We start from the raw sequence: 22,364 nt of genomic DNA on the forward strand, positions 1-22,364 counted from the left end.
TTCGAGCCTCGGGCGGGCCCAACTCAAAAAAATACTAACGCACTCCGTAGCTTGCGAATTCCTGAACGATGTTCGGGTCCATCGCCTTGGCGTTTGCGATGTCCAGCGCCCCCTCCTGGGCCGAGCCGTTTCGTTGCTTGGCAAGGCCCCGTCCGTAGAGCGAGGAGGTCAGGCGCGGGTTGATCTTCAGGGCCGCGTCGAAATCGGCGATCGCATTCTTCACCGCGCCCGACTTGAGATTGACGAGGCCGCGGCTGTCCAGTGCATCGACGAAGTTCGGCCGCAGCCGCAGCGCCTCGTTGCAATCCTTCAGCGCGCCCTGGAGATCGCCGACCACGGTGCGGGTCCAGCAGCGGTTGTTCAGGGCCTCGACGTCCTTCGAATTGATCCGGAGGGTGTCGTCGAAATCCTTGATGGCGAGGCTGTAGGCACCCTTGCTGGCATAGACCTGGCCGCGCCGGTACAGCGCGTTCACGTCGTCAGGATTGGCGGCAATCTTGGCGGTCAGGCTCTTGATCGTGGGATCGTCGGCCAGCGCGGCGGCACTGGGCCCGCCGTCCGTGCTCGGCGCGGGTGCGGGATCAGCCGGCTTCACCGGCGGTGGCGGCGGGGGCAGGGCGGCCTCGATCTGCGGCCGCGGCGTGGGAGCAGGCGCGGGCGCCGGTGCAGGCGCCGCAACTGGAGCCGCAGGCGCCGGAGCCGCGGGAGCGGGGGCCGCAGCGCTCTCGGCCGGCTTCGGCGGCGGCGGCGGCGCGGGAGGGGCGGGTGGCGGATTGTTGGCGACGACGGCCGGCGCGGCGGGAGGCGCGGGCGGCGGCGGCGGCGGCGTTGCCGGACGCGAACCGCCGGCGCCCGGAATGAACGAAAAATCTTCGGCCAATGACGAGGAAATCCACGGCACCTGCTCGCCGCGCGAGGCGCGGGTGACGCCCATCTTGGTGCGGTTCAGCGTCTCCTCGGCCATCAGGTCGGGGACGCGGATTTCCTTCAGCAGCTCCTGGACGAACAGGCTGCGGTCGCCGCCGGCGTCCGAGACCACCGAGGCCAGCGCCGCCGAGTACATCACTAACGTGCCGTTCGGTGCGATCACGGGGGTCAGGCCGGCCGAGAAGCTGCGGAACCGGCGCTCGAACGGGTTGCGCCTGGACGCGTCGATCAGCGCGATCTTGACGCCGGCGCCGCGGGTGTTGAGCTCGCCGAGGACGGTCTCGAGGCTGAAGCCGTCGCGGCGCACGTCGGACTCGGTCCAGATCTGCGCATCCACCGGCAGCAGATAGCTCTGGCGCGCGGACTGGATGCCGAAACCCGAGAAGAACACCAGCGCGACCGAGCCCGGCTTGATCTTGCCGTAGAGCTTGTCGAAGGCGCGGCGCATGGCGTCGCCGGTCAGGTTCTCGCCGAGCTCGACCGAAAAGCCGTCGCGCTTGAGCTCGTCGGCGACGGCGCGCGCATCGTTGATCGGTTCCTTCAGCGGGGCATCCGCGTCCGGATATTTGGCGTTGCCAATGACCAGCGCGAAACGGTCACCGGCCGCAAGCGAGGGGGCAGTCGGGACGAGCGAGATGAGCAAGGACAGGAGAACAAAGAAGCGAATTTTCATAATCAGCGCGGTCCAGCCAAAAAGGCGCCGTTCCAGCTTGCGCCGCGGCGACCTTAACTTACGCTTACCCCATTATCAAACCGGGGACGGGGGGCGTCAACCACTTGGAGATTCGACCTTAATCCGATGATTGTCCGCAACGGACGGGCGTGCCGCGAGCGAAAATAGACGGGTTGTCATGACAGTCCTCGGTATCTCGATGCGATCGGCGGACGTTAAGACAACCATGGCGATGAAGACGTGATCGGTCTCACATTGCAGGCCCGCCTCCGCCGCAACGCCCCGCGTTTGACCTTTCCTGCCGGCGATGGCTTGGTGGGGCGCGATCGCTCCAGAAGATCCAACGCGAAAAAAGCAACACCCATGGGAAACGTCTACGAGATCTACGCCCTGCGCTATGCGACGATGTCGCCGCGCACCCCCCACATGAACTTCCTCGCGCCCGACCCGCATGACAGCGCGGCGCAGGACCTCGATTATTTCGTCTGGCTGATTCGGGGCCACGGCCGCGACATTCTGGTCGATACCGGCTTCAACGCCGAGGAGGCGAGCGCGCGGGCGCGCAAGCTCACGCTCAATCCGGTCGATGCGCTGGAGCGTTTCGGCGTCGCGGCGTCAGCCATTCGTGACGTCATCGTGACGCATCTGCATTACGACCACGCCGGTAATCTCGACCGCTTTCCCAATGCGCGCTTCCATCTGCAGGAGCGCGAGATGGCCTACGCGACCGGGCGCTGCATGTGCAACGGCCTGCTGCGCCACCCGTTCTCGGTCGAGCATGTCACGCTGATGGTGCGCCACGTCTATGGCGAGCGCGTCACCTTCTATTCCGGCGACGGCGAGGTCGCTCCCGGCGTGACCGTGCACCGCGTCGGCGGCCATTCCGACGGCTTGCAGGTGGTGAGGGTCGACACCGCGCGCGGCCCCGTGGTGCTCGCCTCCGATGCCGCGCATTACTACGCCAATCTGCAGCGCAGGAGCCCGTTCCCGATCGTCTACAATGTCGGCGACATGGCGCAAGGCTGGGAAACGATCGAGCGCCTCGCCGGCCATCCCGATCGCTACATCCCCGGTCATGATCCGATCGTGACCGAGATCTATCCGCGCGCCAGCGACAAGGTCGACGCCTGGGCGCTGCACCTGCCGCCGACGCGGTCGTTTGCGAGGTGACGGCGAAGCCGTCATTCCGGGGCGCGCGGAGCGCGAACCCGGAATCCAGAAATTGTAGCGCGAGATTCCGGGTTCGCCGCTTTGCGGCGCCCCGGAATGCCAAATTGGGCTAATACGCCTGCTTCGCATCCGCCTCTTCGCTGCTCTGGATCAGGTCGAGGCTCGCTTCGATCTTGCCGGGCAGCGCCGCGAGCGCCCTTGTGGCTCGGATCAGGCGGACCTTATGTCCGCTATGCTCCCGAATGCAGGCGAAAAGAACATCGTCGGAGGTCTGAGTCGGGCCAATTCCGGAAGTAGCATCTTATTCGATCACTTCGTCCGCGCGAGCGAGCAGCAACGGTGAAACGGTGAGGCCAAGCGTCTTGGCGGTCTTCAGATTGATCACCAGTTCGTAGCGTGTCGGCTGCAGGACGGGCATTTCGGCCGGATTTGAGCCTTTCAGGATTTGTCCGACGTAGTCGCCTGCTTGTCTGTACATCCAACTGATGCTCGGACCATAGCTCAGAAGGCCACCCGCAGCAGCGATCTGTTGCACAAAGCCTATGGCCAGCACGTTGTGCCGTAGTGCGAAGGAAGCAATCTGCTCGCGCCGATCCAGCAGGATCGGATCACTCGCGGTAATCAATGCTTCGGCCTTGGCACTCAGCAACTGTTCGAGTGCGGCTTCCATTTCGCTCGCGTTTCCCGCATTGAACGTGATGGTCTGCAGGCTCAGCTTCCTCGCCCCTGCTTCGGCATCAGCTTCTTCGGTTTTGGCGTTTGGGTTCGTGGGGTTCATCAGCAGTGCGATGCGGGAAATATCCGGGGCAATTTCATGGAGCAATTCAACTCGCTTTGCGCCGAGTACGTTCGGATTAAAAAGGATTCCAGTGACGTGCCTGCCGGGGCGGTTTATGCTTTCGACGAGTCCATGGCGGACTGGGTCTCCGCCGATAGTAAACACCACTGGCACCGTGTTGCTCGCAAGCTGCGCCGCCCGAGCAGAGGCGACATCTCCTGTGGCAGCAATCGCGACGACGCCCATAGCGACAAGTTCAGCCGCAAGGCGGGGTAACACGCTGTAGTCACCCCGAGCCCAGCGTTCCTCGATACGGACGTTGCGCCCCGCAACAAAGCCAGCTTTTGCCAGACCTTCTTGAAAAGAGTCGGCATTGAAGCGATAGGTCTCGGGCGATGCGCTATTCAGGAAGCCAACCAATGGCATCTGGCGCTGCGCCATCGCGGCAAATGGCAACCCGACCGCTGCACCGCCGACGATGCTGATGAATTCACGTCGTTTCATCTGCGCTTCCTCCGGCGATGAATTTCCGACGTCGCATGTGCCGCTCCCTGCAAGAGACCACACCTACGGAAGGCGACCTTAGCACTTTCTTGAAGGAAGGAGAGTGGAAGGACTGCTTTGGGTCAAAAGCGCCCGGTTTGAGTCTCAGCCGGCGACTTCCGGTCTACCCCTTGCTTCGGACACGTTCAGCCTCTGAGACCGGGGGCTGGTGTGGTGTCAACGAGCGCCGGCAGGATTCCTGCAAGCAACGATATCGTGGGGAGATTTTCGAGCCGCTACCTCCGGCGGAGAGAATACCGCCAAATATCCTCCGTCACCTGCTAGCTGATATGTGGCGACCTCGCGATAGCCGACGGCGGTCACTTCGCAGCGCAAGAGCTCAATTGGCGTGCCATGCTTCGACGTCGGAAGCTCGAGATCGACAATTCCGACCCGCGCACCCTGCTTCAAGGCGGGCGCGAGGTTGTAGAGGAAGGCATAGGGTTGGGCTATCTCGTGATACATGTGAACGAGGATTGCGGCATCCAGCGAGGAAGCGGGTAGACGCGGGTCGTGGGGTTCGCCGAGCGCGAATTGCACGTTCGTCAACTTCAGAAGTTCTGTTCGCCTGGCGAGTTCGATGAGGTAATCCCGCGTGACGTCCTGGGCAACGACAGAGCCGGCGGGTCCGACGAGGTGCGAGAGCCGGACCGTGTGGTAGCCACTGCCTGCTCCAATGTCGCCGACTGTCATGCCTGGTTTCAGTTCAAGAACACGCGCGATTTGGCCGGCCTCATTGAGGGCGTCGCGGCGTTCTTCGGCGGCGCGGCGTGGGCTGACGATCCGTGCAACAGGGCGCCGCGGTGAGGGAAACTCGTTTGCCGCGACTCCAGGGGGAGCCAGATGACCTATGTCAGCGGCGTATGCGCGAGTTGCGATAAGCGCCACAAGTAGCATCGCTATATACGTCGCTGCCGTCACGGTCCTACCAAGCTTTCTCAACCGGACTCCCAAAAGCTGACGTCTGCGCCTTATGGGTGGGCGCCCTAATACGCCTGCTTGGCGTCCGCCTCTTCGCTGGTCTGGATCAAATCGAGGCTCTGCTCGATCTTGCCGAGCAGGGCCGACAATTGCTTGCGCTCCTGCGCCGAGAGGCAGGCGAGGATCTCGTCCTCTCGCCGCAGCAATTGCGGGAACAGCTCTTCATAGAGCGCCCGGCCCTTTTTCGTCAGTTGCAGGCGGAATTCGCGGCGGTCGGCTGCGTTCTCGACCCGCTCGATCAGGCCGTCGTTGAGCAGCGTGGTGACCGCGCGGCTGATGGTGGATTTGTGCGTGCGGGTACATTGGGAAATGTACTGCGCACTGCAGGCATCGTTACGGAAGCCGAGCGTGGCGATGACGCGCCAGGCCGGAATGTCGAGGCCGTGGCGCTCCTGATATTCGACCGCGAGCGCGGAACTCACCTCCGCCGCGAGCCGGTTGAGACGGAACGGCACGAACTTGAACAGATCGAGCCGTGCCTTCGGTCGCGGCGAGGCCTCGTCGGCCTGCCGTGTCTTCAGCGCGATGTCGCTGGATGTCCTCGCCAAGAGCGCTCCGATTTCCAGTTGACGGCCGGCCGGCTCCGGTCCAAAATAGTTGCACGTGAGACTATCTAGCAGATCAGTCCTCTTCTGACCAGAGCCGAGGTTAGTGTATGGCGCCGGCCAATACGCATCAGGCCAAAACCCAGTTCGGCTATCGCCGTCATCCCGATCAGGACCGCCCCGGGCCAAGCCCCGCGGAGCATCCGGTCGTGATCGTCGGCGCGGGCCCGGTCGGCTTGTCGCTGGCGATCGATCTCGCCCAGCGCGGTCAGCGCGTCGTGCTGCTGGATGATGCCGACCGCATCGGCGAGGGCTCGCGCGCGATCTGTTTCTCGAAACGCTCGCTGGAATATTGGGACCGGCTCGGCGTCGGCGACCGCATGGTCGAGAAGGGCGTGGTGTGGAGTGTGGGGCGGATCTTCCACGGCGAGTCGCAACTCTATCAGTTCAACCTGTTGCCGGAAGACGGGCACAAGCGGCCGGCCTTCATCAATCTCCAGCAATATTACGCCGAGGCTTATCTGGTCGATCGCATCAACGATCTGCCTGATATCGACCTGCGCTGGCGCAACAAGGTGACGGCGCTCGAGCAGCGCAACGATTCCGCGATGCTGACGATCGAAACGCCGGAGGGCGCCTATCGCCTGCATGCGCAATATGTCATCGCTTGCGACGGCGCGCGCTCCTCGCTGCGGCAGATGGTCGGTGCGGAATTCGCCGGTCAGGTGTTCGAGGACCAGTTCCTGATCGCCGACGTCAAGATGACGGCGGAATTCCCGACCGAGCGCTGGTTCTGGTTCGATCCGCCGTTCCATGCCGGGCGTTCGGCGCTGCTGCACCGGCAGCCCGACGATGTCTGGCGCATCGACCTCCAGCTCAACCGCTATGCAGATCCGGTTCTCGAGAAGAAGCCGGAAAACGTGCGGCCGCGGATCGCCCGCATGCTCGGCCACGACAAGTTCGAGTTCGAGTGGATCTCGCTCTACAAATTCCAATGCCGGCGGATGGACCGCTTCATCCATGGCCGCGTGGTCTTCGCCGGCGATTCGGCGCACCAGGTCTCGCCCTTCGGCGCGCGCGGCGCCAATTCCGGACTGGAGGACGCCGAGAACCTGTCCTGGAAGCTCGACCGCGTGCTGCGCGGCAAATCGCCCGCGAGCCTGCTGGAGAGCTACCATCTCGAGCGCAGCATGGCGGCTGACGAGAACATCCGCGAATCCACCCGCTCGACCGACTTCATGGCGCCGAACTCGCACCAGGAGGCGCGGCTGCGCAAGGCGGTGCTGTCGCTGGCCAAGGAGACCGAGTTCGGCAAGCGCATGGTCAATGGTGGCCGGCTCTCGGTGCCGTGCAGCTACGACACGCCGTTGTCGTCGCCAGACGCCGATGCCTGGGCCGGTGGGCCTCGGCCCGGCTGTTCCATGCTCGATGCGCCCGTTGCCCACCGGGGCTATCTGACCGATGCCTTCCGCAAGGGCGGAACGGACTTCACCTTGCTGTCGTTCAGCAATGGCGTTGCGCTTGATGCGCCCGACGGCGTCAAGACTATTCGCATCGGCGGAGAGGAAGGACTGGGCGATCCCTCCGGCCTCGTCGCCAAGCGCTACGACGTGGGGCCGGGCGCAGCCTATCTGCTCAGGCCCGATGGCTACGTGGCGGCGCGCTTCCGCCATCCGACGCGCGAGGCAATCGCGGCGGCATTGTCTCGGGCCGAAGGGTTGAATTGAGGTTCCGCATGCCGCTGTCCACCAGCTCGAACTTCGCACGCCCCGACGATGCGTTCCGCGCCATCGTCGAGGCGCATCGCGGGCTCACCGAGGAGCAGAGCGCCGATTTCGACGCGGCGCTGGTGCTGATCCTCGCCAACCATATCGGCGACATCGACGTGCTGCGCGAGGCGATCGGACTGGCCAAGCGCCGCATGATCGATGGTCAGCAGCAACAACAGCAACAACAATAACTGGGTAAGGACGAATTGATGGCGAAGAACTTCGCATCCACCGGCGATCTCGCCGAGAAGAAGATCACCTTCTCCGAGATCGGCACCGATCTCTATGCCTTCACCGCCGAGGGCGATCCCAACACGGCCGTGATCGTCGGCGACGATGGCTGCCTCGTCTTCGACGCCCAGGCAACGCCGGCCATGGCGAACAAGGTGATCGAGCGTGTACGCACGGTCACCGACAAGCCGATCAAATACGTCGTGCTGTCGCACTATCACGCCGTGCGCGTGTTAGGGGCCTCCGCCTATCACGCGCAAGGCATCGTCGCCTCGCAGGAGACTTATCGGCTGATCGAGGAGCGCGGCCAGCAGGATTGGGATTCCGAGTACGGCCGCTTCCCGCGCCTGTTCCAGGATGCGCAGAGCATTCCCGGCCTGACCTGGCCGACGCTGACCTTCGAAGGCGAGATGACGATCTATCTCGGCAAGCGCGAGGTGCGCCTGATGCAGCTCGGCGCCGGCCACACCTCGGGCGACATCGTCGCTTGGGTGCCGGATGCCGAGGTCATGTTCTCCGGCGACCTCATCGAATATCACTCGGCCTGCTATTGCGGCGATGCGCATTTGCGCGAATGGCCCATGACGCTGAACGAGATCCGCAACTTCAATCCCAAGGCGATCGCGCCGGGACGCGGCGATGCGCTGAAGGGCGCCGCCACGGTGCGCGAGGCCATCGCGATGACGCGCGACTTCGTCACCTCGCTCTATGGCGCGGCTGAAATCTCGGTCGCCAAGGGCCGCACGCTGAAGGAATCGATGGCGGCGACGCGCGAGGTGATGGATCCGAAATTCTCGAGCTTTGCCATCTACGAGCACTGCCTGCCGTTCAACGTGTCGCGCGCTTACGACGAAGCGTCCGGAATCGACGACCCCGTGATCTGGACCGACAAGCGCGACCAGGAAATGTGGGCCGCCTTGCAAGGAGGAGGATAGTCATGAACATCAATACCTCGCCTGACCAGATCATCCGCAGCTCGGCCCAGGTCACGCCGGGCTACATGTCCGGCTTCGGCAACTCTTTCGAGACCGAGGCGCTGCCGGGCGCGCTGCCGATCGGGCGCAACTCGCCGCAGCGCTGCGCCTATGGGCTCTATGCCGAGCAGCTCTCCGGCTCGCCCTTCACCGCGCCGCGGGGCACCAATGAGCGCTCCTGGCTCTACCGCATCCGCCCCTCGGTGAAGCATTCCGGCCGGTTCGAGAAGGTCGATGCCGGCCTATGGCGTTCGGCGCCGTGCCATGAATACGACCTGCCGATCGCTCAGCTGCGCTGGGATCCTACGCCGCTGCCGAAGGAGGATGTCACCTTCGTCCAGGGCGTGCAGACCATGACGACGGCGGGTGACGTCAACACGCAGGCCGGCATGGCCGCGCATGTCTACCTCATCACCAAGTCGATGGTGGACCAGCATTTCTACGATGCCGACGGCGAGCTGATGTTCGTGCTGCAGCAGGGCAATCTTCGCCTCGTCACCGAGTTCGGGCGCATCGATGCCGAGCCCGGCGAGATCGTGGTGATCCCGCGCGGCGTCAAGTTCCGCGTCGAGATTCCGAATGGCCCGGCGCGCGGCTATCTCTGCGAGAATTACGGCGGCGCCTTCACGCTGCCCGAGCGCGGTCCGATCGGCGCCAATTGCCTCGCCAATGCGCGCGACTTCCTGACGCCGGTCGCAAACTACGAGGACAAGGACACGCCGACCGAGCTCTACGTGAAATGGGGCGGCTCGCTGTTCAAGACGACGTTGCCGCATTCGCCGATCGACGTCGTCGCCTGGCACGGCAATTACGCGCCCTACAAGTATGATCTGCGCACCTTCTCTCCGGTTGGCGCGATCGGCTTCGACCATCCCGATCCCTCGATCTTCACGGTGCTGACCTCGCCCTCGGAGACCGCCGGCACCGCGAATATCGATTTCGTGATTTTCCCGGAGCGCTGGATGGTCGCCGAAAACACCTTCCGGCCGCCCTGGTACCACATGAACATCATGAGCGAGTTCATGGGCCTGATCTACGGCGTCTACGACGCCAAGCCGCAGGGCTTCGTCCCCGGCGGCATCTCCTTGCACAATTGCATGCTGCCGCACGGCCCCGACCGCGACGCCTTCGAGCACGCCAGCAACGGCGAATTGAAGCCGGTGAAGCTGACCGGCACCATGGCCTTCATGTTCGAGACCCGCTACCCGCAGCGCGTCACCGCACACGCCGCGAAGTCCTCGACGCTCCAGGACGATTACGCCGATTGCTGGAACGGCCTGGAAAAGCGGTTCGATCCGAGCAAGCCGTAAGGTCTCTTACCCTCCCCTGGAGGGGGAGGGTCGCTCGCGTCAGCGAGCGGGGTGGGGTGACAGACTCTCCACTGAGGCGGTGCCCGAGTGGAGAGATCACCCCACCCCGTTTCGCATTCCGCTTCGCTTCATGCGAACCGACCCTCCCCCTCCAGGGGAGGGTGACACCGTCACCGCTGCGCCACGGGAAACCCATGCCCCATCCCAACGACCCCAGCCTCCGCTCCTTCATCGCCGTCGATCCCGCCTCGGACTTCCCGATCCAGAACCTGCCCTATGGCGTGTTCTCGACTGCGGCCAACCCGACGCCACGCGTCGGTGTCGCAATCGGCGATTACGTGCTCGATCTCTGGGAGCTCGAGCAGGATTCCCGGCTCGACGTCGGTGCGCTCGGGGTGTTCTCGGGCCCCTCGCTCAATCCCTTCATGGCGCTGGGGCCGAAGGTCTGGACCAAGACCCGCGCACGCATCAGCGAGCTCTTGCGCGCCGATCATCCGGAGCTGCGCGACAACGAGGAGCTGCGCAAACAGGCCCTGGTGCCGATGCGCGAGGCCCGACTGCACCTTCCGTTCGCCGTCGCCGGCTACACCGATTTCTATTCGTCCAAGGAGCACGCCACCAATGTCGGCGTGATGTTCCGCGGCAAGGACAATGCGCTGCAGCCGAACTGGCTGCACATGCCGATCGCCTATAACGGCCGCGCCTCCACCGTCGTGGTCTCCGGCACCAGGGTGAAGCGGCCGCGCGGGCAGCTGAAGCCGCCGAATGTCGAGTTGCCGAGCTTTGCGCCGTGCAAGCGGCTCGATTTCGAGCTGGAGATGGGCGTCGTCATCGGCCAGCCGTCGCCGATGGGCGGCATGCTCACCGAGACCCAGGCCGAGGAGATGATCTTCGGCTTCGTGCTGCTCAACGACTGGAGCGCGCGCGACATCCAGCAATGGGAATATGTGCCGCTCGGGCCGTTCCTGGCCAAGGCGTTCGCGACCTCGATCAGTCCCTGGGTGGTGACGCGCGAGGCGCTGGAGCCGTTCCGCCTGAACGGGCCGGAGCAGCAGCCGGTGCCGCTGGATTATCTCAAGCAGACCAAGCCCCAGAACTACGATGTCGAGCTCGACGTGTCCTTGCGCGCTGCCGGCATCAATGCGCCGGCCAGCATCAGCCGCACCAATTTCAAATACATGTACTGGTCCTCGGTGCAGCAGCTGATGCACCACGCCTCCTCGGGCTGCGCCATGAATGTCGGCGATCTCTTAGGGAGCGGCACCATCTCCGGGCCGGAGAAGAACCAGCGCGGCAGCCTGCTCGAGATCAGCTGGAACGGCACCGAGCCGGTCGAGCTGCCCGGCGGCGCCAGGCGCGCGTTCCTGGAGGACGGCGATAGCCTCGTCATGCGCGGCTGGTGCCAGGGCAACGGCTATCGCGTCGGGTTCGGCGAGGTCGAGGGGACGATCGTGGCCGCGGGGTAGCCTCGATCGCCGCCACAACTTCCGTCATTGCGAGCCACCGGGTCCGCGCAAAGCGCGGCCCGATGACAGGCTCCGCGAAGCAATCCAGAATCTTTGCGCAGGGGCAGTCTGGATTGCTTCGTCGCAAGGGCTCCTCGCAATGACGTGGAGAGACCTACCGCCTCTCCGGCGGCACGTCGCGCACCCGCGCGCAATGCGCCGCGACATCCTCCACGCTGTACTTCAAATGCACCCGCTTGTCGGACGGCACCTGCCTGGTCGTGCACACGCCCGGCCGCCATTCCTGCGCCGGCCTGATCGGGCGCGGGGCAAAGCCGCCGCCGCAATTCGGGCAGACATTGAACAGCTTGGTCTCGACGCAGTCCGCGCAGAACGTGCATTCATAGGAGCAGATCCGCGCATTGGTTGCGTCGGGCGGCAGATCGCAATCGCAATATTCGCAGTTCGGTCGCAGCTGGAGCGCCATGTTGAATCTCCGCATATGGAGCTGCGATCATCGCAGATCGTGCGCTGCGCGCGAATGCCGCAGTTCCCTCGATTTCAGCCGGGCTTGATCTCCTTGAGCGGCAGCTTCGAGCTTTCCTTCAGCCGGTCCAGCACGATCGAGGAGCGAACATGCGCCACGCTCTGGTGCGGCATCAGCACGTCGTTGACGAGGTTGGAGAGACCCTTGAGATCGCGCAGCACGGCTTTCAGCACGTAGTCGGCGTCGCCCGTCAGCGAATACGCCTCCTGGATCTCGTCGATCCGGTTCACCAGCGCGCGGAAGCGCTTTGAGTTGTCCGGCGAGTGTGTCGCGAGCCCGACCTGGATGAAGGCGATCACGCCGAAGCCCAGTGCCTCGCTGGAGAGGTCGGCGTGATAGCCCGCGATCACTTTCTCCTCCTCCAGCCGCATCCGCCGCCGCGAGCATTGCGAGGCGGAGAGGCCCGCGAGCTCGGCCAGCTCCTGGTTGGTGAGGCGGCCGTCGTCCTGGAGCGCGCCTAAAATCTTGAGGTCGAAGGCATCTACGGAAATCATGCGCGTTCTGACCATTTGATGCACGGATCGTGCATATTATAGCCAATCGGTGCCCCGTTTGCACGCTCCTTGCGCGCCCCATGAAGGATAGTTCGTGCCAGCAGCCATTTGGGAGAACACCATGGGTCCGTTTCCGCACGATGCACCGCCGGCCACGATTAGTGCCGACAATCCGATGGGCACCGACGGCTTCGAGTTCGTCGAATATGCGCACCCTCATCCGGAAGAGCTGCACGCTTTGTTCAAGCTGATGGGCTACGCGCCCGTCGCGCGCCACAAGACCAAGAAGATCACGGTCTATCGTCAGGGCGACATCAATTATCTCGTCAACGAGGAGCCCGGCACCCACGGCACTGATTTCGTCGCCGCGCACGGCCCCTGCGCGCCGTCGATGGCGTTTCGCGTCGTCGATGCCAAGGCGGCCTATGACCGCGCGATCGCGCTCGGCGCCGAGCCCGCCGATGTGTCGTCTGCGCAGAAGACGCTCGATGTCCCCGCGATCAAGGGCATCGGCGGCAGCCTGCTCTATCTGGTCGATCGTTACGGTGCCAAGGGCTCGGCCTATGATGCCGAATTCGAATGGCTCGGCGCGCGCGATCCCAAGCCGGTTGGCGCCGGCCTGTTCTATCTCGACCACCTCACCCACAACGTCCATCGCGGCCGCATGAATGTCTGGGCCGGCTTCTACGAGAAGCTGTTCAACTTCCGCCAGATCCGCTTCTTCGACATCGAGGGCCGCGCCTCCGGCCTGTTCTCGCGCGCGCTGACCAGCCCGGACGGCAAGATCCGCATTCCGATCAACGAGGACGCCGGCGATTCCGGCCAGATCGAGGAATATCTGCAGACCTATCGCGGCGAAGGCATCCAGCACATCGCGTGCGGCTGCCGCGACATCCACCGCACCATCGAGGACTTGCGCGAGGCCGGCCTGCCCTTCATGCCCTCGCCGCCCGACACCTATTTCGAGAAGATCGACGCGCGCCTGGCGGGGCATGGCGAAGACGTCGCGCGGCTGAAGAAGAACGGCATCCTGATCGACGGCGAGGGCGTGGTCGATGGCGGCCAGACCAAGGTGCTGCTGCAGATCTTCTCGGCCAACGCGATCGGCCCGATCTTCTTCGAGTTCATCCAGCGCAAGGGCGACGACGGTTTTGGCGAGGGCAATTTCAAGGCGCTGTTCGAATCGATCGAGGAGGACCAGATCCGGCGCGGGGTGCTGAAGGTTGGGAACGCGGCGTAGGTTGCCGCCGTCACGCACACTGCCGTAGGGTGGGCAAAGCGAAGCGTGCCCACCTACCTGCCGAACTGATGCGAAGACGTGGGCACGGCGCTTCGCGCCTTTGCCCACCCTACGCGACCTTTGCCGGCGCTAGATCTATCGCGTCCACGCCTTCATCACCGCCCCGATCTCCGCCGCCTCCGGCTCGCGCGCCGCCGACGGCGTCCGCAAGAATCGCGGCGCGGGCGCCGGCTGCTTCACGCCGTGGCGCTCGATGAAGACGTTGCGGGCGACCATGTGCGGATGCTGTGTCGCCTCCGACATGGTCAGCACCGGTGCGAAGCAGATGTCGGAGCCTTCCATGATCTTGCACCAATCCTCGCGCGTCTTGCTCTTGAACACGGCCTTCAGCTTCTCCTTCAACGCCGGCCAGGCCTTGCGATCCATTTGCGCGTCGAAATCGGCGTCGGTGAGGCCGGCGTGCTCGCGCAGCAGCGCGTAGAATTGCGGCTCGATCGAGCCGATCGAAACGAAGTGCCCGCAGGCGCATTCGTAGACGCCGTAGAAATGCGCGCCGCCGTCGAGGAAGTTCTGGTTACGCGCCTCGGTCCAGCGTCCCATCGTGGTCATGTCGAAGAAGAACGACATCAGCGAGGCCGCGCCGTCGCACATCGCCGCGTCCACCACCTGGCCCTTGCCCGACCTCTGCGCTTCCAGCAGTGCCGCCAGCACGCCGACGACGAGATAGAGCGCGCCGCCGCCGAAATCGCCGACGAGGTTGAGCGGCGGCACCGGCGCTTCCTTCGTGCCGATCGCGGCAAGCGCGCCGGTGATGGAGATGTAGTTGATGTCGTGGCCGGCGGCGTTGGCGAGCGGGCCTTCCTGGCCCCAGCCGGTCATGCGGCCATAGACCAGCTTCGGGTTGCGCGCGAGCACGACATCCGGCCCGAGGCCGAGCCGCTCCATCACGCCGGGGCGGAAGCCTTCGACCAGCGCGTCTGCGCTCGCGAGCAGATCCAGCACTTGCGCGATCGCGGCCTTGTCCTTGAGGTCGAGCTCGATCACCTTGCGGCCGCGCCCCGCCACCGACTTCATGCTCTTCTTGGCGCCGACGCGGTCGAGCGTGACGACATCGGCGCCCATGTCGGCCAGCATCATGCAGGCGAACGGGCCGGGCCCGATGCCGGCGAATTCGACGATGCGGAAGCCCGACAGCGGGCCGGAAGTGCGGATGGACGAAGTGGGGGCTGGTTGATCGAGCACGTTGTTGTTTCCTCGGGTCGCGGGCGCATGCGCTTGATGCGGCAATCGCCTCTGACGTCTTCTTCTGTTGAGCGAGTTAATCGGCCGATTAACTTTTCCCGCCTTCACGCCGACGAGGCAAGCGGTTTTCATGCCGCACGGCCAAAATAAAACGGCGCGCACCGAAGTGCGCGCCGCGGAAAATTTGCGTGGAGACGCTGTCTTAACCTCTCCCCGCTCTGCGCGGGGAGAGGTCGGAATTCGCGCGCCGCGCGAATTCCGGGTGAGGGGCATGGCAATCAGCCGACCGCGATCAAAGATCTCTCCTGCACCTGATCGCATGCAAGATGCATCGAATAAGCGGAGGCAGCCCCTCACCCCACCCTCTCCCCGTAAGAACGGGGAGAGGGAGTGAGAGAACTTGCCTTGTCGTCTAAATTGCGATCGTCAGCGCGCAGCCGCGACCGCGCGTTGCGCCATCACCTTGATCAGATTGGCGCGATATTCCGCCGTGCCGTGGATGTCGGCCAGCAATCCGTTCGCCGAGATGTTGACGCCGTCGATCGCCGACGGCGACCAGTTCGCCTTCAGCGCCGCTTCGATCGCCGGCACCCGCATCACACCGGTTTGCGAGGCGCCGGTGGCGGCCACCCGAACCTCGCCTGACTTGGTCTGCGCCACGAACACGCCGGTCAGCGCGAAGCGCGACGCCGGATGCCGCATCTTCTCGTAACCTGCCTTCGCCGGCACGGGGAACGACACGGCGGTGATGATCTCGCCGTCTTCCAGCGCCGTCGTGAACAGGCCCTGGAAGAAGTCATCCGCCGCAATCGACCGCTTGTTGGTCTTCACGGTGGCGCCGAGTGCGAGCAGCGCGGCCGGGAAATCCGCGGCTGGATCATTGTTGGCGATCGAGCCGCCGATCGTGCCGCGATACCGCACGGCGGGGTCGCCGAGCACCGAGGTGAGATAGGCAATCGCGGGGATCGCCTTCTTCACATCGGCATTCGTCATGATGTCGTAATAGGTCGTCGCGGCCTTGATGGTCAGCGTGTCGCCCGACAGCTCGACGCCCTGCAGCTCCTTGATCTTGCCGAGATCGATGACGTCGGAGGGGCTAGCAAGGCGCTGCTTCATGACCGGAAGCAGCGTCTGGCCGCCGGCGAGGAACTTCGACTCGCTGCCCTTGGCGAACAGGCTGGCGGCTTCGTCGACCGAGGAAGCGCGATGATAGGTCGTCTGGTACATCTTCGGTCCTCCCTTAAGCCGCGTGGATCGTGCGCCACACCCGGTCGGGGGTTGCGGGCATTTCCAGATTGTTCTTGCCGATCGCATCCGTGATCGCGTTGATCACGGCTGCCGATGCGCCGATCGCGCCGGCCTCACCGCACCCCTTGATGCCGAGCGGATTGCCCGGGCACAGCGTCGTGGTGTGGGACAGGTTGAACGACGGCACGTCGTCGGCGCGCGGCATGGCATAATCCATGAACGAGGCCGTGACCGGCTGGCCGTTGGCATCATAGATAGCATGCTCGAGCAACGCCTGCCCGATGCCCTGCACGAGGCCGCCATGGACCTGGCCTTCGACGATCATCGGGTTGATCAGCCGGCCGAAATCGTCGGCCGCGACGAAGTTGACGAAGGAGGTCTTGCCGGTGCCGGGATCGACCTCGAGTTCGCAGATATAGGCGCCGGCCGGGAAGGTGAAGTTGGTCGGGTCGTAGAAGGCGCTCTCCTTCAGGCCCGGCTCCATCCCGTCAGGCAGATTGTGCGCCGTATAGGCCGCGAGCGCGACCATCGGCAGGGCAATCGCCTTGTCGGTGCCTGTTACCTTGAACTCGCCGTTCTCGATGACGATGTCGGCTTCCGACGCTTCCAGCGCGTGCGCCGCGATCTTCTTGGCCTTGGATTCCATCTTCTCCATCGCCTTCAGGATCGCGGTGAGGCCCACGGCCGCCGAGCGCGAGCCGTAGGTGCCCATGCCGAACTGCACCTTGTCGGTGTCGCCATGAACGATCGAGACCTGGCTGATCGGAACGCCCAGGCGCTCCGCGACGAGCTGGCAGAAGGTGGTCTCGTGGCCCTGACCGTGGCTGTGCGAGCCGGTGAGGATCTCGATGGTGCCGACCGGATTGACGCGCACCTCGGCCGATTCCCATAGGCCCACGCCGGCGCCCAGGCTGCCGACCGCCTTCGACGGCGCGATGCCGCAGGCCTCGATGTAGCAGGACACGCCGATGCCGCGCAGCTTGCCGTCCGCCTTCGCCTGCGCCTTGCGCGCGGGGAAGCCGGCATAGTCGATCGCATTCATCGCGGCGTCGAGCGAGGCGTTAAAGTCGCCGACGTCGTAAGCCATGATGACGGGCGTCTGGTACGGGAACTGGGTAATGAAGTTATGCTTGCGTAGCGCCGCCGGATCGACGTTCAGCTGTCGCGCGGCCGTCTCCATCATTCGCTCGAGCAGATAGCTCGCCTCGGGTCGTCCGGCGCCGCGATAGGCGTCGACCGGCGTGGTGTTGGTATAGACGCCGATCACCTCGGCATGGATCGCCGGGATGACGTACTGGCCCGACAGCAGCGTCGCGTAGAGATAGGTCGGCACCGCCGAGGAGAACAGCGACATGTAGGCGCCGAAATTGGCGTAGGTCTTCACCTTGAGGCCGAGGATCTTGTTGTTGGCGTCGAACGCCATCTCGGCATGGGTGATGTGGTCGCGACCGTGGGCGTCGGTGAGGAAGGCCTCGGTGCGGTCGCTGGTCCATTTCACCGGCCGGCCGACCCGCTTGGAGGCCCAGAGCGCCACCATCTCTTCCGGGTAGATGTAGATCTTCGAGCCGAAGCCGCCGCCGACGTCGGGTGCGATCACGCGCAGCTTGTGCTCGGGCGCGATGTTGTAGAAGGCGCTGAGCACGAGGCGGGCGACGTGCGGGTTCTGCGACGTCGTGTACAGCGTGAAATGCTCCTCCGCCGTGTCGTAATCGGCGATGGCCGAGCGCGGCTCCATCGGGTTCGGCGCGAGGCGGTTGTTGGTGAGGTCGAGCTTCACCACGTTGGCGGCCTTGGCAAAGGCCGCGCTCACCGCGCCCTCGTCGCCGATCACCCAGTCATAGACCTGGTTGCCTGGCGCTTCGGGGTGCAGCTGCGGCGCGCCGGCCTTGATGGCGGCCTGGACGTTGGCAATCGCGGGAAGCTCTTCGTAGTCGATGACCACGGCTTCGGCGGCGTCGCGTGCCAGATTCTTGCTCTCGGCGATCACGACCGCGACCGCCTGGCCGACGAAGCGCACGGTCTCCGGTGCCATCGCCGGCCAGGCGCCCATTTTCATCGGGCTGCCGTCCTTGGAGGTGATGGCCCAGCCGCAGATGAGGTTACCGACCTTGTCGTCGACCAGCTGCTGTCCGGTGAGCACTGCGACCACGCCCGGCATCTTCAGCGCCGCGGACGAATCGATCTTCTTGACCTTGGCGTGCGCATGCGGGCTGCGGATGAAATAGGCATGGGTCATGCCCGTCAACTTGATGTCGTCGACGTAACGGCCCTTGCCGGTAATGAAACGCTTGTCTTCCTTGCGCACCACGCGTGCGCCGATGCCTTCAACACCCATGTCTGGTCCTCCCGACCGGAAGTTTCTTTGACCGCGCTGTCCATCGACAGCTGCGACGGTGGTACTTGTTTCGAGGCGCGCCGGTTACTCGGCCGCCTGCGAGACCTTCATGCGGCCGGCCGCATCCAGCACGGCCCTGACGATGTTGTGATAGCCGGTGCAGCGGCAGATATTGCCTTCGAGCTCGGTGCGGACGGTCGCCTCGTCGAGCTGTCCACCATGGCGCTGCACGATGTCGATCGCCGACATGATCATGCCCGGCGTGCAATAGCCGCACTGCAGGCCGTGATTGTCGCGGAAGGCGGCCTGCATCGGGTGCAGCTCGTCGCCCTTGGCGATGCCCTCGATCGTGGTGACGTTGGCGCCGTCGGCCTGCCCTGCCAGCATGGTGCAGGATTTCACCGCACGACCGTCCATGTGCACGACGCAGGCGCCGCACTGGCTGGTGTCGCACCCGACATGGGTGCCGGTCAGGTTGAGGTGATCGCGCAGGAGCTGGACCAGCAGCGTGCGGTCCTCGACATCGACAGCAACGGCCTTGCCGTTGACCGTCAGTTTGACTGTAGACACTTGAAGTCCTCCCAAAGTGATTTTGATTGGTTCTAATTAGAGACAGCGCGAACGAAACTTTGCAACTGGGTTTTTGCTGACCGCGGTCATGGAAGGGTCATCGTGGTGACGGTCGCCGATGTGCGATTCGGCCACGATGTCTCGTGCCGCCGCCGTCACGTGCTGCGACGTTGCGAAAGACACGCGGAAAGTCGCTAGCCTCTGCGATGGCGTGCTCGGCTGCCACCATAATAGGCGCGTGACCTGGTCGCACGTGCCGTGGTCATCCTAGCCCCTTGCCCCTGGACTTCGGCCCGGTCGTGCGTCCTTCCTCCCTCGGATGCCTTGCTCGTTGCGCGAATAGGAGCATGCGCCCCCGCCTTTGTAATCGCGATCTTGGTAGTAGGACGTCACGGCTTAAGTCTTTGATTTTGCTTATGGCAGTGCAGCGAAGTGCCTCCGTCAAGCCGCGTCGGCCAGTACAGCCCACTCCGTCATTCCGGGGCCCGAGCGGAGCGAGGGAGCCCGGAATCCATCGGGCCGCAGAGTCCGCGCGGAAATGGATTCCGGGTTCGCGCCAAGAGGCGCGCCCCGGAATGACAACGAGTGAATGGTCCGAAAAAGCAGCACTAGTACTTCCTGGCGATTGAATGCGGCCGCGCGCCCTCCTAGTGGAGCCGTACAAGCAACGGCAACAAGGGTGGAAGCGATGCAGATGAACGACAGTCAGCGGATCCCGGCGTCGAAGGCCACGGTGTGGGCTGCGCTCAACGATCCCGAAATTCTCAGGCGCTGCATTCCCGGCTGCCAATCGCTCGAGATGGCATCGCCGACCGAGATGACGGCGACGGTGGTGCTGAAGGTCGGCCCGGTGAAGGCGACATTCAGCGGCAAGGTGACGCTGACCGATATCGATGCGCCGAACGGCTATCGCATCGTCGGCGAAGGCGCCGGCGGCGTCGCCGGCTTTGCCAAGGGCGGCGCGAAGGTCAGGCTGGAGGAAGAAGCGCCCGACGTCACCATCCTGCACTATGAGGCCGATGCGCAGATCGGCGGCAAGCTCGCACAGCTCGGCTCGCGATTGATCGACTCGACGTCGCGAAAACTCGCCGCGAACTTCTTCGAAAGTTTTGCAGGCGTGGTAGCGCCATCATCGTAACCCAGGGGCGGCAGGGCTGTCGGATCCGAGTTTTTTTCCTGCAGCCATCCTTCGAGACGCCCGCTTTGGGCGGGCTCCTCAGGATGAGGGCGGAGTGCGCGGCAGCAGGTTCAACAAGCGCCGATGCTGATTAGCCTCATCCTGAGGAGGCGCGTAAGCGCCGTCTCGAAGGACGAGGCGTGCGCGCAGGCCAGCGCCACAAGGATATGCGATACACCGCGATGCGCGGAGAGAATCGGATTGCGGCGCGATGTTGCCCACATCCGATGGGGCATTTCGAGCTGCAAAACAAGGGCAGGACGTGAGGCGCGACAACGAGATGAGCGGCGAAAGCCGCCAATGATTTGCACTACTACCTTCCGCCTATACTAAGCGCGAAAAAGCGATGCTGTAATTTCGAACGATGGCTCGCAGGCGAACTGCTCATCACGAGCGCAACGCGCTCAGGCGCCCAACGAGGCGTGCACAACAACACCGCGGAGGGATACATGACCTTTGGAACGAAGGGCTTCTTGGCCGGCATCTCCACGATTGCGATGCTTGCCGCCGTTACACCTGGCGTTCGCGCCAACGACTCCCTGCTCAAGGCGCAATCCGATTCGAATCAGTGGGCCGTTGCCGGCCACGATTACGGCAACACGCGCTTCAGCCCGCTCAAGCAGATCAACACCGAGAACGCCGGCAAGCTGACGCTCGCTTATTCCTTCTCGCTGGCGTCGCTGCGTTCGAACGAATCCTCGCCGATCGTCGTCGGCAACACGCTGTACGTTTCGAGCTCGTGGGGTCCGAAATACGTCTATGCGCTCGATGCGGCGACGGGGCAGCGCAAATGGACCTGGGAGCCCGACATTCCCGAGGACGTGCTGCAATACGCCTGCTGCGACGTGAACAGCCGCGGCGTCTCCTATGCCGACGGCAAGATCTTCGTCGGCCGCCTCGACGGCAAGCTGACGGCGCTCGATGCCGCGACCGGCAAGTCGCTGTGGACGGCGAAGGTGGTCGACTACAAGCAGGGCTCGGTCATCACCTCGCCGCCGCTCGTCGTGCGCGACAAGGTCATCACCGGTTTCGGCGGCGGCGAATACGGCGTGCGCGGCGCGCTGCTGGCCTTCGACATCAACACCGGCAAGCAGGTGTGGCAGACCTACACCGTTCCTTCGCCGGAGGAACCCGGTGGCGATTCCTGGAAGGGCGATTCCGCCCAGCATGGCGGCGGTGCGGCCTGGCTGGTCGGCTCCTACGATCCGAAGAGCGACACGGTCTATTGGGGCACCAGCAACCCCGGCCCGTGGAACACGGCGGTGCGTTCGACCGGCGACGGCAATTTCGGCAAGCTGACCAACCTCTACACGGCTTCGACGCTCGCGCTCGATCCCAACACCGGCAAGATCAAGTGGCACATCCAGACCACGCCGGCCGACGCCTGGGATTATGACGGCGTCAACGAAGCCGTGCTCGCGGATCTCAAGATCGGCGGCAGCACCGTTCCGGCGCTGATGAAGGCTGACCGCAACGGCTTCTTCTTCGTCGCCAATCGCGAGACCGGCAAGGTGCTGTCGGCGGAGAAATACGTGTTCTCCAACTGGGCCCAGAAGTGGGACGTCGCCACGATGCGCGCGGTCGAGGATCCCGACAAGCGTCCCGGGCCGAACCATCCGGCCAAGGACATCTGCCCGAACCTGATCGGCGGCAAGAACTGGCAGCCGATGTCGTTCAACCCGCAGACCGGCCTCGTCTACATCCCGTCCAACAACGTCTGCATGGACTGGTCGGTCAGCGATGTCGCCTACAAGCGCGGCGTGTTCTATCTCGGCGCCGAATTCCCGACCAAGGAAGGCCCCGGCGGCTTCCTCGGCGAGCTCGTCGCCTGGGATCCGGTCGCGCAGAAGAAGGTCTGGTCGATCAAGGAAGACCTGCCCTTCAATGGCGGCACGCTGACCACCGGCGGCGGGCTCGTGTTTGCCGGCAACATCCATGGCGACTTCCGCGCCATCGATGCGAAGTCCGGCAAGGTGCTATGGAGCAAGAATCTCGGCTCCGGCATCGGCGCAGGTCCGGTGACCTATCAGGTCGACGGCAAGCAATATGTCGCGATCGTCGTCGGCCGCACCGCTGCGCTGCCTGCGTTCCTGGGCGAGGTAGGAAAGAAGATGACGGCCGCAGCCCCCGAGGGCGGTTCGCTCTTCGTGTTCTCCGTCCAGTGA

Annotated in this window: 19 protein-coding genes and 1 pseudogene; 9 read left to right on the forward strand and 11 right to left on the reverse strand. The window is 64.3% G+C overall.

Annotated features, from left to right (window positions below):
- Positions 1-34: 34 nt before the first annotated feature.
- Positions 35-1,600 (reverse strand): caspase family protein, encoded by a 1,566-nt coding sequence (locus tag AB7M16_RS20610; RefSeq protein WP_453945042.1) that lies wholly within the window; start codon positions 1,598-1,600, stop codon positions 35-37.
- Positions 1,601-1,963: 363 nt separating this feature from the next.
- Between AB7M16_RS20610 and AB7M16_RS20615 the strand changes: the two genes are divergently transcribed.
- Positions 1,964-2,770 (forward strand): N-acyl homoserine lactonase family protein, encoded by an 807-nt coding sequence (locus tag AB7M16_RS20615; RefSeq protein ID WP_453945043.1) that lies wholly within the window; start codon positions 1,964-1,966, stop codon positions 2,768-2,770.
- 109 nt (positions 2,771-2,879) lie between these two features.
- On the opposite strand, the pseudogene AB7M16_RS20620 reads toward AB7M16_RS20615, so the two are convergent.
- The 4 genes and pseudogenes from AB7M16_RS20620 to AB7M16_RS20635 form a co-directional block, all read right to left on the reverse strand.
- Positions 2,880-2,957 (reverse strand): annotated as a pseudogene (locus AB7M16_RS20620) (MarR family winged helix-turn-helix transcriptional regulator); the annotation flags it as partial.
- A gap of 114 nt (positions 2,958-3,071) precedes the next feature.
- Positions 3,072-4,052, reverse strand: a complete 981-nt coding sequence (locus AB7M16_RS20625) for an ABC transporter substrate-binding protein (RefSeq protein WP_212258982.1) — start codon at positions 4,050-4,052, stop codon at positions 3,072-3,074.
- Positions 4,053-4,268: 216 nt separating this feature from the next.
- The gene (locus AB7M16_RS20630) at positions 4,269-4,988 is read right to left on the reverse strand and encodes a class I SAM-dependent methyltransferase (protein ID WP_453947234.1); all 720 of its coding nucleotides are present in this window, start codon (positions 4,986-4,988) and stop codon (positions 4,269-4,271) included.
- 89 nt (positions 4,989-5,077) lie between these two features.
- Positions 5,078-5,620: a MarR family winged helix-turn-helix transcriptional regulator gene (locus AB7M16_RS20635; RefSeq protein WP_453945044.1), complete on the reverse strand. Its 543-nt coding sequence runs from the start codon at positions 5,618-5,620 to the stop codon at positions 5,078-5,080.
- A gap of 107 nt (positions 5,621-5,727) precedes the next feature.
- Between AB7M16_RS20635 and AB7M16_RS20640 the strand changes: the two genes are divergently transcribed.
- From AB7M16_RS20640 to fahA, 5 genes are all read left to right on the forward strand, one after another.
- Positions 5,728-7,344, forward strand: a complete 1,617-nt coding sequence (locus AB7M16_RS20640) for an FAD-dependent oxidoreductase (protein ID WP_453945045.1) — start codon at positions 5,728-5,730, stop codon at positions 7,342-7,344.
- 8 nt (positions 7,345-7,352) lie between these two features.
- Complete coding sequence (locus AB7M16_RS20645) at positions 7,353-7,577, forward strand: DUF2783 domain-containing protein (RefSeq protein ID WP_025032749.1); 225 nt, start codon at positions 7,353-7,355, stop codon at positions 7,575-7,577.
- An 18-nt stretch (positions 7,578-7,595) separates the two neighbouring features.
- A complete protein-coding gene (locus AB7M16_RS20650; protein ID WP_453945046.1) occupies positions 7,596-8,552 on the forward strand; it encodes an MBL fold metallo-hydrolase in 957 nt (318 codons plus the stop codon).
- Positions 8,553-8,554: 2 nt separating this feature from the next.
- Complete coding sequence (hmgA, locus tag AB7M16_RS20655; RefSeq protein ID WP_453945047.1) at positions 8,555-9,901, forward strand: homogentisate 1,2-dioxygenase; 1,347 nt, start codon at positions 8,555-8,557, stop codon at positions 9,899-9,901.
- 194 nt (positions 9,902-10,095) lie between these two features.
- Positions 10,096-11,367, forward strand: coding sequence for a fumarylacetoacetase (fahA, locus tag AB7M16_RS20660; RefSeq protein ID WP_453945048.1), 1,272 nt, complete (start codon positions 10,096-10,098; stop codon positions 11,365-11,367).
- A gap of 154 nt (positions 11,368-11,521) precedes the next feature.
- Here fahA and AB7M16_RS20665 read toward each other — a convergent pair whose 3' ends face one another.
- Together AB7M16_RS20665 and AB7M16_RS20670 are read right to left on the reverse strand one after the other, a co-directional pair.
- Positions 11,522-11,833: a DUF1272 domain-containing protein gene (locus tag AB7M16_RS20665; RefSeq protein WP_453945049.1), complete on the reverse strand. Its 312-nt coding sequence runs from the start codon at positions 11,831-11,833 to the stop codon at positions 11,522-11,524.
- Positions 11,834-11,907: 74 nt separating this feature from the next.
- The gene (locus AB7M16_RS20670) at positions 11,908-12,387 is read right to left on the reverse strand and encodes an Lrp/AsnC family transcriptional regulator (RefSeq protein ID WP_036045971.1); all 480 of its coding nucleotides are present in this window, start codon (positions 12,385-12,387) and stop codon (positions 11,908-11,910) included.
- A 121-nt stretch (positions 12,388-12,508) separates the two neighbouring features.
- Between AB7M16_RS20670 and hppD the strand changes: the two genes are divergently transcribed.
- The gene (gene hppD, locus AB7M16_RS20675) at positions 12,509-13,627 is read left to right on the forward strand and encodes a 4-hydroxyphenylpyruvate dioxygenase (protein ID WP_212259008.1); all 1,119 of its coding nucleotides are present in this window, start codon (positions 12,509-12,511) and stop codon (positions 13,625-13,627) included.
- Positions 13,628-13,762: 135 nt separating this feature from the next.
- Here hppD and AB7M16_RS20680 read toward each other — a convergent pair whose 3' ends face one another.
- The 4 genes from AB7M16_RS20680 to AB7M16_RS20695 form a co-directional block, all read right to left on the reverse strand.
- Positions 13,763-14,869, reverse strand: a complete 1,107-nt coding sequence (locus tag AB7M16_RS20680) for a CaiB/BaiF CoA transferase family protein (protein WP_453945050.1) — start codon at positions 14,867-14,869, stop codon at positions 13,763-13,765.
- A 426-nt stretch (positions 14,870-15,295) separates the two neighbouring features.
- Positions 15,296-16,096, reverse strand: coding sequence for an FAD binding domain-containing protein (locus AB7M16_RS20685; protein WP_453945051.1), 801 nt, complete (start codon positions 16,094-16,096; stop codon positions 15,296-15,298).
- 13 nt (positions 16,097-16,109) lie between these two features.
- Positions 16,110-18,452 carry a xanthine dehydrogenase family protein molybdopterin-binding subunit gene (locus AB7M16_RS20690; RefSeq protein WP_453945052.1) on the reverse strand — a complete coding sequence of 781 codons (2,343 nt, stop codon included), beginning with the start codon at positions 18,450-18,452 and terminating at the stop codon, positions 16,110-16,112.
- Between the two features lie 84 nt (positions 18,453-18,536).
- Entirely contained in the window at positions 18,537-19,022 is a 486-nt protein-coding gene (locus tag AB7M16_RS20695; RefSeq protein WP_453945053.1) for a (2Fe-2S)-binding protein, read from the reverse strand.
- Positions 19,023-19,716: 694 nt separating this feature from the next.
- Here AB7M16_RS20695 and AB7M16_RS20700 point away from each other — a divergent pair.
- Positions 19,717-20,160, forward strand: coding sequence for an SRPBCC family protein (locus AB7M16_RS20700; protein WP_260381661.1), 444 nt, complete (start codon positions 19,717-19,719; stop codon positions 20,158-20,160).
- Positions 20,161-20,648: 488 nt separating this feature from the next.
- Positions 20,649-22,364, forward strand: coding sequence for a PQQ-dependent methanol/ethanol family dehydrogenase (locus AB7M16_RS20705; RefSeq protein ID WP_246571711.1), 1,716 nt, complete (start codon positions 20,649-20,651; stop codon positions 22,362-22,364).

This window comes from Bradyrhizobium sp. USDA 372 (genome assembly GCF_053629095.1).

Coding starts and splice junctions, on each gene's coding strand:
- AB7M16_RS20610 (WP_453945042.1), bottom strand. CDS start 1,600: ATGAAAATTCGCTTCTTTGTTCTCCTGTCCTTGCTCATCTCGCTCGTC.
- AB7M16_RS20615 (WP_453945043.1), top strand. CDS start 1,964: ATGGGAAACGTCTACGAGATCTACGCCCTGCGCTATGCGACGATGTCG.
- AB7M16_RS20625 (WP_212258982.1), bottom strand. CDS start 4,052: ATGAAACGACGTGAATTCATCAGCATCGTCGGCGGTGCAGCGGTCGGG.
- AB7M16_RS20630 (WP_453947234.1), bottom strand. CDS start 4,988: ATGCTACTTGTGGCGCTTATCGCAACTCGCGCATACGCCGCTGACATA.
- AB7M16_RS20640 (WP_453945045.1), top strand. CDS start 5,728: ATGGCGCCGGCCAATACGCATCAGGCCAAAACCCAGTTCGGCTATCGC.
- AB7M16_RS20645 (WP_025032749.1), top strand. CDS start 7,353: ATGCCGCTGTCCACCAGCTCGAACTTCGCACGCCCCGACGATGCGTTC.
- AB7M16_RS20650 (WP_453945046.1), top strand. CDS start 7,596: ATGGCGAAGAACTTCGCATCCACCGGCGATCTCGCCGAGAAGAAGATC.
- hmgA (WP_453945047.1), top strand. CDS start 8,555: ATGAACATCAATACCTCGCCTGACCAGATCATCCGCAGCTCGGCCCAG.
- fahA (WP_453945048.1), top strand. CDS start 10,096: ATGCCCCATCCCAACGACCCCAGCCTCCGCTCCTTCATCGCCGTCGAT.
- AB7M16_RS20665 (WP_453945049.1), bottom strand. CDS start 11,833: ATGGCGCTCCAGCTGCGACCGAACTGCGAATATTGCGATTGCGATCTG.
- AB7M16_RS20670 (WP_036045971.1), bottom strand. CDS start 12,387: ATGATTTCCGTAGATGCCTTCGACCTCAAGATTTTAGGCGCGCTCCAG.
- hppD (WP_212259008.1), top strand. CDS start 12,509: ATGGGTCCGTTTCCGCACGATGCACCGCCGGCCACGATTAGTGCCGAC.
- AB7M16_RS20685 (WP_453945051.1), bottom strand. CDS start 16,096: ATGTACCAGACGACCTATCATCGCGCTTCCTCGGTCGACGAAGCCGCC.
- AB7M16_RS20690 (WP_453945052.1), bottom strand. CDS start 18,452: ATGGGTGTTGAAGGCATCGGCGCACGCGTGGTGCGCAAGGAAGACAAG.
- AB7M16_RS20700 (WP_260381661.1), top strand. CDS start 19,717: ATGAACGACAGTCAGCGGATCCCGGCGTCGAAGGCCACGGTGTGGGCT.
- AB7M16_RS20705 (WP_246571711.1), top strand. CDS start 20,649: ATGACCTTTGGAACGAAGGGCTTCTTGGCCGGCATCTCCACGATTGCG.